This window comes from Caulobacter sp. P1_B12_2, assembly GCF_056406675.1.
In genome coordinates this window covers 1-8,094 of the sequence record NZ_JBFTZS010000195.1, presented here as the reverse complement: position 1 = coordinate 8,094, position 8,094 = coordinate 1, and the positions used below count along the sequence as shown (strand labels likewise).

Below are 8,094 nucleotides of genomic sequence, written 5' to 3'. Positions count from 1 at the left end.
ACCTATGGCGGCCTCAGCGCGGCGCTGTGCGTCGAGGCGGCCCAGCGGACCTTCCCGGAGGCCCCGCCCCTGCGCTCGGCCCAGTTCGCCTTCGTCGGGCCGGCGGCGGGCGAACTGTCGATCCAGGTCAAGCCGCTGCGCCAGGGCAAGTCGACCCTGTTCGTCGCCGTCGACCTGCTGGGCGAACAGGGCGTGGCCACGCACGGCGTGCTGACCTTCGGCGCGGCGCGGACGTCGGTGGTGGCTTACAGCGAGGTCCCCTGCCCGGCCGTCGCCCGCCCCGAGGCGTGCGAGCCCTTCTTCCCCGGCGAGCGCGGCGGCCCCAACTTCACGGGCCAGTTCGAGGTGCGTATGGCCGGCGGCGCACGGCCGCTGTCGGGCGGCGCGCCGGAATATCTGCTGTGGATCCGCCACCGCGACCCGGCCGCCCGCTCGCTGTCGGCCCTGGTCGCCCTGGCCGACACCCCGCCGCCGCCCGCCATGACCCTGTTCCCGACCTTCGGCCCGATCTCGACCATGACCTGGGCCCTCGACATCGTGGGCTTGCCCGGCGAACACGACGACGGCTGGCGTCTGCTGCGCAGCCGGGCGGAAACCATCGGCGACGGCTACTCGACCCAGGACATGACGCTCTGGGACGGGGCCGGAACGCCGTTGATCGTTGCGCGCCAGAACGTCGCGGTGTTCATCTGAGGGCTGGCCAAGTTGGGGGAAGACGCGTGACTCGGAAGACCTTGCTGATCGGCGGCGCGATAGCCGCACTCTTGGCCTGCGCGACGCCTTCACTGGCGGCCCCGGACCCCGCCAACTCGATCGCCATGGACGCCAAGACGCCGGACGAGTTCCTCAAGTCACTGACGGCGCCGGGCGCCTCCGACATAATCATGCCGCGTGGCGGTTCGATCACCGAGACGCAGGCTCTCCTGAGCCGCGGCAAGTCCACCGCGAAGAACCAGACCCTGTTCCTGCTCTGGGCCTATCACATCCACAACTCCAAGCTCCACGCCGTCATCGCCCTGAATCCGCACGCCCTGGCCGACGCCCGGGCGCTGGACGCCGAGCGCAAGGCCGGCAAGGTCCGCGGGCCGCTGCACGGCGTGCCGATCCTGCTGAAGGACAATATCGAGAGCGCCGACGACACCGCCACGACCGCCGGCTCCCTGGCGCTGAAGGATAATGTCACCAACCGAGACGCCCCGCTGGTCAAGCGGCTGACCGACGCCGGCATGGTGATCCTGGGCAAGACCAACCTGTCGGAATGGGCCAACATCCGCTCCAACCACTCGATCAGCGGCTGGAGCCCGGTGGGCGGCACGGTGCGCAACCCCTATGTGCTGGACCGCAGCGCCTGCGGCTCGTCCAGCGGCTCGGGGGCGGCGGTGGCGGCGGGCCTGGCCCCGGCGGCGATCGGCACCGAGACCGACGGCTCGATCACCTGCCCGGCCGCCATCAACGGCCTGGTCGGCCTGAAGCCCACCGTCGGCCTGGTCTCGCGCACCCACATCGTTCCGATCAGCCACAGCCAGGACACCGCCGGCCCGATGACCCGCACAGTCACCGACGCGGCCCTGGTGCTGACCGCCATCGCCGGCTCCGATCCGGCCGATCCAGCCACCCGCGAGGCCGACGCCCGCAAGACCGACTACRCCAAGGGCCTGGACAAGAATGCGCTGAAGGGCGTGACCCTGGCCGTCGCCCGCTTCTACACCGGCTATTCGCCCGGCACGGACGCGGTGTTCGAGCGGGCGCTGACCGACCTCAAGGCCCAAGGCGCGACGCTGGTCGAGGTCAAGGATTTCGACGAGGGTCCGATCGGCAAGGCCGAGGGCGTGGTGCTCTACACCGAGCTGAAGGTCGACCTGAACGCCTACCTGGCCTCGACCGACCCCATGAAGGTCAAGACCCGCACGCTTGCCGACCTGATCGCCTTCAACAAGGCGACACCCAAGGAGCTGGAATGGTTCGGCCAGGAGAGCTTCGAGAAGGCGCAGGCCACCAAGGGCTATGACGATCCGGAGTACATCAAGGCCGTCGCTGACGGCAAACGCCTGGCCGGTCCCGAGGGCATCGACAGGATCCTCAAGGACACGGGCGCGATCGCCATCGTCGCGCCGACCACCGGTCCGGCCTGGACCATCGACCCGCTGAACGGCGACCACTACGGCGGCTCGTCCACCACCCTGCCCGCCGTGGCCGGCTATCCGCACCTGACCGTGCCGATGGGCGACGTCGGCGGCCTGCCGGTGGGGCTCAGCTTCATCGGACCGGCCTGGAGCGAAGCGCGGCTGTTGAGCCTGGGATACGCCTACGAACAGGCGACACATCGGCGGATCGAGCCGAAGTTCCTGCCGACGGTGGCGCCCTAGGAAACCCCCTCCCCCTGGGAGCGGGTTTCGGGTGCTCAGACCTTCGGTCGGATCACGTCCACCGGAGGCGGCGGCGGGGTGACGCGCGAGGGATCCACCGGGATCGCCGGGGGACCCCCGTTCGGCGGATAGTAGGAATAGCGCGGTCCGCAGGCGCTCAGCGCCAGCAGCAATCCGCCCAACAGCAGGCCCGTCCTCAGCATCCCGAGCGACCGTCGCGCGACTCCGGCCGCGGCCCTGAAGGCAGGGCGCCGTTCGGTCCCAGGCCCAGCCCCTCGCGGAAGCAACGGTTATCGTCGCGCGGGTCCCAATACTGGGTCGAGCCGTCGGGCGCGCGGTAGGCCCAGCGCTCGCCGGTGCGGCCTGTGCGGCCGCTGACCGCCATGTCGCCCGGTCCCTGGGAATTGACCCGGTAGGCGTCGCCCGACAGCTTGTCGACGGCGCAGGACTCGGTGACGCCGGGCCGGCTGAGGTCGCCGCGCAGGGCGGCCGACGAACCGGTCTCGCGGTTGAAGGCGCTGACCTCGGTCTGGCCCTTGCCGCCGACGAACACCTGGGTGCCGGTGGCGCGGTCATAGGTCATGACGTCGGGCGCCTCGCCGGTCAGCGGCGCGCCGCAGGGCATGGGACGGCCGGAGCCGCCGCCGCCACCGGGCGGACCGCGGTCCTGGGCCGAGGCGGCGCCGACCAGGCTGGTCGAGGCGATCAAGACGGCCATCAGGCCGGTGGCGAGCTTGCTCATCGCGAGATTCCCCCTTGCGGGACATAAGGCTGCGGCGAACCCGGACCGACCGGCCCGCCGGCGGCGGCCGAGGCGTCCAGCGGGTCGATGGGACCACCGGCCAGCGCCGGCGCGGCGACGCCGGCCGTGACGATCGTCGAGGGCCAATAGCCGTCGAAGTCCTGGCGCGCCCGGTCGCGAGGCGTGCGGAACAGCTCCGGCCCCTCGAACCAAGGCTGACAGGTCAGCTTGCCGTCGAAATAGCCGGTGATCAGCGCCTCGCAACCACCGGGCTTGGCGTAGACCCGGTTGTCGCGGGCCCGCACCTGGGCGCCGTTGTCGGCGAACAGACCCGCCCGCATCACGCCGGCGATGGCGTTTTCGGAGGCGTAGACCGTGCCCGAGCCGGCATAGACGCCGACGTCGGTGGCTTCCAGCTTGCCTTCCAGCACCCGCACGTCGGCGTTCTCGACCACCACGGCCCAGTCGCTGTCGCGGACCACGGGGCGCAGCAAGGTCGCCTCGTCGCCGCCGCCCACATAGATGCCGCGGGAGAAGCCGTCGACATAGAGGCCCTCGATCTGCACCAGCTGCGAGCGGTTCATGCCGGCCAGTACGAAGCCGGCCGAGTTGCGGCTGCGGCTCGAGCCGGTCCAGTCGCCCAGGCGGATGATGCGCATGTCGCGGATGCGGCTGTCGTCGCCGGCCTCCAAGGCCGCGCCGATGGCGGTGGCGGCGATCTCGACATTGTCGGCCATCACCGTGCCGGTCGACTTGACCACCGCCTGGCGGGTGCGGCCGATGAAGGTGGTGTTGACGACCTCCAGGCGGCTCTCGCCGAGGTCCAGGGCCGAGCCGTCGCCGTCGTAGCGGATCACCACGTTCTTCAAGGCCAGCTCGGTGGCGCGTCCGGTGATGCACGAGGCCGATCCTGCGCGCAGGGCGTCGATGCCCAGGCCGTCGATGACCACGTATTCCACGCCGGGCGCGATGCGGATGCAGGGCTGGTCGACCGGCGCCACCAGGATCGGACGGCCGCGCGACGGCACGTAGCCGTCGACGACGATGGTCACCGAGCGGGTGATGTTCAGCGAGTCGATGCAGGCCCCGCCGCCGCGCGAGCGCAGGGTCAGGGTGTCGCCGTCATACAGTCGCTCCAGCACCTCGTTGACCTCGCCCGGATAGGCCCGGTCGCAGTCGACGGAGGTGCGGTAGCGCCCGCCCTGGCCGTAGCCATAGCCCGTTCCGTAGCGCGGCTTGTGCTTGCGGTAGTGCTTGACCCGACAGCCGGTCGACAGGTTCGGCTGCAGCAGCAGGCCGAAGCAGGGACGGATCTGCTGATCGATCTTGGCGTCGGGCGATCCCGCGACGGCGACCTGCGGCGCGACGCCGAGCGCCAAGCCGCCAACCACCATGGTCCAGGCCGCCAGGGCCGCGACGAGCGTGCGGAGGCGGATCATCGATAGTCCCTTTCGGCATAGGGCTGAGGCCGAGGCTCGCCGGCGGCGCGCGGCGGCCGCGAGACCTGGGAGAGCAGCTGTTGCAGCCGCCACACCGACGGCTTGAAGCCCGCCAGCGCCCCGTCCAGCTGGTAGACCACGGCCTTGGCCCGGTCCTGGTCCGCCACGCCCTGCAGGCCCAGCGAGAAGAAGGTCGACATGGCGTACTTGGCCTCGGCCGACCCCTGGCGCTCGGCCTCTTCGTACCAGTGATAGGCCCGGGCGTAGTCGCGCGGGACGCCCACGCCCTCGGAATACATCACGGCCAGGACCAGCTGGGCCTTGGACGAGCCGTTGACCGCCGCGTACTGGACCGCGCGCACCTTCTCGACGCCGCTGAGGCGGCCGGTGATCGGCCGGCCGATCATGGCCTGGAAGGTCTGGGCGTCGTTGACGCTGAGCATGCGCTCGTCGAGCACCGGCGACGGGATCACCCGCAGATAGCTCAAGGCCTCGCCGATGTGCACGAACGGCAGCTCGTTCAGCCGCGCCAGGGCCGCTTCCTTGGCGTCGCCCGACGGATCGCTCTCGTCCGAATGCGGCACGCCCGAATCCGGCGATTCCGGCGGATAGAACTCGTAGGGCGGAATCCAGCGCTTGGCCTTGGTCTCGACGAAGCCGCCATAGGACGCGCGCTGCGGCGACGAGCGCTCGAAGTCCTTCAGCATCACATAGGCCGACACGTCGCCGGTCTGCACGGCCAGGTAATTGTAGAGATAGGCGTCGACGTCGTTGCGGCGGAACAGGTCCAGCGCGGCCGGCGCGCCGGTGCGCTTGGGCGAGCCGTAGGCCTCGATGGCCTGCAGATTGTCGGACGGCTCGCCGAACGGACCGAAGAAGCCGTCGTGCATCCGCGCCAGCGCCCGGTAGCCGTCGGCCCCCTCGGTGGAAAGGATGTAGATGACCCGGTTGCGAACCTTTTCGCGCTCCTCGGTCGACATGCGCGACAGTAGGCGATCCAGGGCGCCGTAGGCGGCGTGCCGCTCGAAGGCCCGGCAATCGTCGAATCGCGACAGCGGCCCCTGGTCCTTGCCGTTGCGGCGCTCGTAGGCCGCGATCGGCGAATAGCCGCCGGAATTGGCCAGGGCCATGGCGTACCAGACCGCCGCCTCGACGGGATCCTCGAGGTTCTTATCGACCGCGCGTTGACCCTCGTAGCGACGCGCCAGTTCGAGCTGGGCGAAGAAGTCGCCGCGGAAGCCGCCCTGCCGCAGGGCGCGGATTTCCTGCTGCTGCTGATTGAACTGGCCGGAAACGCCCTGCGCGGCCTGCGGACGCGGGCAAGCCGAGGCGCGCTTGTGGAACCAGAAGCTGGGCCCGGCGTCGCACCCGACGAGGGGAATCACCACGGCCGCGACCACGGCGCCCACCGGGATACGCCGGATCAGCGTCGCGCGATGATCGACCAGATAGGCCAGCCCTCGTTTGAGGGTGGCGAGATGAGAAACAGCATTGCTGGTCTCGTGCATCGCTCCCCCTCAGCACGCCGTTAACCATGATTTCCAAATCACTCATGTGCTTGGCCGTAAGGACTGTCAAGCTCATGGAACGACGTTCGCGAGACCGTCACGAAGATGCCCACAGAAGGATTCTCGTCTCAGGGGAATCCCTAGGTTTTCAGTCACGGCCCCGCTTTCGCCACACGGGGCGCGCCAGCATGATCCGCAACCCTGGGAGGATTTAAGATCATGGCGTCAGGTCTCGTTCGTGTCCTCGGCTCCACCGCTCTTTCGCTCTTGATCGCCAGTTCCACGAGCGCCCCGAGCCTTGCCTCACCGTCGCCCGGCGACGGGGTCGTGACGCCCGAGGCCTGCGCGGCCCTCGGCTATGTGTCGCGGGACGGCGGAGACTATCTCGCCCAGGCTCGGAAGCGGGCGACCACGATACAGACCGCGCCGACAGGCGTCGCGCCACCCCGGCTGCCGATCCCGCCGGTCCAGGAACGATTCGCCGGTCCGCCGCCTCCCCCGCCGCCGGCCTCGATGGCTTACAGCAGCGCGTCGGACATCGGCGCCCTCCCCTCCGTTCGCCCCAGCTTCACGCCCCCCGTCCGCGACACCGAGAAATACCCCGGCGCGGCGGCCAATCCGGTCAAGCGCGTGGCCGAGGAGCCGGTCTCGACCTTCTCGATCGATGTCGACACCGCCGCCTACGCCAATGTCCGCCGGTTCCTGAACGAGGGGGCCGCGCCGCCGCGCGACGCCGTGCGGGTCGAGGAGCTGGTGAACTATTTCGACTACGGCTACACCCGCCCCACCGCCAAGGAGCCGCCATTCAAGGCGACCGTGGCCGTCGTGCCCTCCCCCTGGTCCAAGGACCGCCAGTTGCTGCACATCGGCGTCCAGGGCTACGCCGCGCCACGGGCCGGCCAGCCGCCGCTGAACCTGGTGTTCCTGATCGACACCTCGGGCTCGATGTCAGGCCCCGACCGCTTGCCGCTGGCCCAGAGGGCGCTGAACGTGCTGATCGACCAGTTGCGGCCCCAGGACCGGGTGTCGATGGTGGCCTATGCCGGTTCGGCCGGGGCCGTGCTGTCGCCCACCGACGGACGCTCCAAGCTGAAGATGCGCTGCGCCCTGACGGCCCTGCACGCGGGCGGTTCGACCGCGGGCGGCCAGGGGCTGAAGCTGGCCTACGACCTGGCCAAGCAGAACTTCGACCCCAAGGCGGTCAATCGGGTGATCCTGGTGACCGACGGCGACTTCAACGTCGGCATCGCCGAGCCGGCGCGCCTGAAGGACTTCGTGGCCGACCAGCGCAAAAGCGGCGTTTATCTGTCGGTCTACGGCTTCGGGCGCGGCAATTACAATGACACGATGATGCAGGCCCTGGCCCAGAACGGCAACGGGACGGCGGCCTATGTCGACAGCCTGCAGGAAGCCCGCAAGCTGTTGCGCGACGACTTCGACGCCGCCCTGTTTCCCATCGCCGACGACGTGAAGATCCAGGTCGAGTTCAACCCGGCCAAGGTCAGCGAGTACCGGCTGATCGGCTACGAGACCCGGCTGCTGAATCGCGAGGACTTCAACAACGACCAGGTCGACGCCGGCGAGGTGGGTTCGGGCGCGGCGGTGACGGCGATCTACGAGATCACCCCGGTCGGGGCCACGCCCTCGTCCGATCCGCTGCGCTACGGCGCCAAGCCGCCGCCGGCGAGCGGCGGGAGCGAGCTGGCCTTCCTGAAGATCCGCTACAAGCCGCCGGGCGGTTCGACCTCGAAGTTGATCGAGCGACCGATCGGGGCCGGCGACGTTCGAACCAGCCTGGCCGCCGCGCCAGAAGCCACCCGCTTCGCCGTGGCTGTGGCCGCCTATGGCCAAAAGCTGCGCGGCGATCCCTGGGTCGGCGCCGACTTCGACTGGGACGCGGTCACCAACCTGGCCCAGGGCGCGCGGGGTGAGGATCCCTACGGCCTGCGCGCGGAGTTCGTGCAGCTGTCGCGAGCGGCCAAGGACGTGAAGGGCGGCTAGCCGGGGACGTGCCCATGCGGCGTGCCCCCTGATCGGGC

General features: G+C 69.9%; 7 protein-coding genes. 3 read left to right on the top strand and 4 right to left on the bottom strand.

Features of this window, described 5'->3' with window-relative positions; translation table 11 throughout:
- Both AC1DZ6_RS13530 and AC1DZ6_RS13525 read left to right on the top strand, forming a co-directional pair.
- Positions 1-693 (top strand): thioesterase family protein (locus AC1DZ6_RS13530; RefSeq protein WP_477097685.1); only part of this gene is annotated, 693 nt, incomplete at its 5' end.
- 26 nt (positions 694-719) lie between these two features.
- The gene (locus AC1DZ6_RS13525; RefSeq protein WP_477097684.1) at positions 720-2,366 is read left to right on the top strand and encodes an amidase; all 1,647 of its coding nucleotides are present in this window, start codon (positions 720-722) and stop codon (positions 2,364-2,366) included.
- 35 nt (positions 2,367-2,401) lie between these two features.
- Here the strand turns inward: AC1DZ6_RS13525 and AC1DZ6_RS13520 are convergent, their stop codons facing one another.
- Genes AC1DZ6_RS13520 through AC1DZ6_RS13505 form a run of 4 tightly spaced genes read right to left on the bottom strand, consistent with a single transcriptional unit; the run spans position 2,402 to position 6,055 of the window.
- Positions 2,402-2,569, bottom strand: a complete 168-nt coding sequence (locus AC1DZ6_RS13520; RefSeq protein WP_477097683.1) for a hypothetical protein — start codon at positions 2,567-2,569, stop codon at positions 2,402-2,404.
- A complete protein-coding gene (locus AC1DZ6_RS13515; protein WP_477097682.1) occupies positions 2,563-3,108 on the bottom strand; it encodes a hypothetical protein in 546 nt (181 codons plus the stop codon). The genes AC1DZ6_RS13520 and AC1DZ6_RS13515 overlap by 7 nt, the downstream gene beginning before the upstream one ends.
- Complete coding sequence (locus tag AC1DZ6_RS13510) at positions 3,105-4,547, bottom strand: right-handed parallel beta-helix repeat-containing protein (RefSeq protein WP_477097681.1); 1,443 nt, start codon at positions 4,545-4,547, stop codon at positions 3,105-3,107. The genes AC1DZ6_RS13515 and AC1DZ6_RS13510 overlap by 4 nt, the downstream gene beginning before the upstream one ends.
- Positions 4,544-6,055 carry a tetratricopeptide repeat protein gene (locus tag AC1DZ6_RS13505; protein ID WP_477097680.1) on the bottom strand — a complete coding sequence of 504 codons (1,512 nt, stop codon included), beginning with the start codon at positions 6,053-6,055 and terminating at the stop codon, positions 4,544-4,546. The genes AC1DZ6_RS13510 and AC1DZ6_RS13505 overlap by 4 nt, the downstream gene beginning before the upstream one ends.
- 219 nt (positions 6,056-6,274) lie before the next feature.
- Between AC1DZ6_RS13505 and AC1DZ6_RS13500 the strand changes: the two genes are divergently transcribed.
- The gene (locus tag AC1DZ6_RS13500) at positions 6,275-8,056 is read left to right on the top strand and encodes a vWA domain-containing protein (RefSeq protein ID WP_477097679.1); all 1,782 of its coding nucleotides are present in this window, start codon (positions 6,275-6,277) and stop codon (positions 8,054-8,056) included.
- The last annotated feature ends 38 nt before the right edge of the window (positions 8,057-8,094 follow it).

Excerpts from the sequence above, each read along its gene's own strand:
- AC1DZ6_RS13515 (WP_477097682.1), bottom strand. The coding sequence starts at position 3,108 with ATGAGCAAGCTCGCCACCGGCCTGATGGCCGTCTTGATCGCCTCGACC.
- AC1DZ6_RS13510 (WP_477097681.1), bottom strand. The coding sequence starts at position 4,547 with ATGATCCGCCTCCGCACGCTCGTCGCGGCCCTGGCGGCCTGGACCATG.
- AC1DZ6_RS13520 (WP_477097683.1), bottom strand. The coding sequence starts at position 2,569 with ATGCTGAGGACGGGCCTGCTGTTGGGCGGATTGCTGCTGGCGCTGAGC.
- AC1DZ6_RS13505 (WP_477097680.1), bottom strand. The coding sequence starts at position 6,055 with ATGCACGAGACCAGCAATGCTGTTTCTCATCTCGCCACCCTCAAACGA.
- AC1DZ6_RS13500 (WP_477097679.1), top strand. The coding sequence starts at position 6,275 with ATGGCGTCAGGTCTCGTTCGTGTCCTCGGCTCCACCGCTCTTTCGCTC.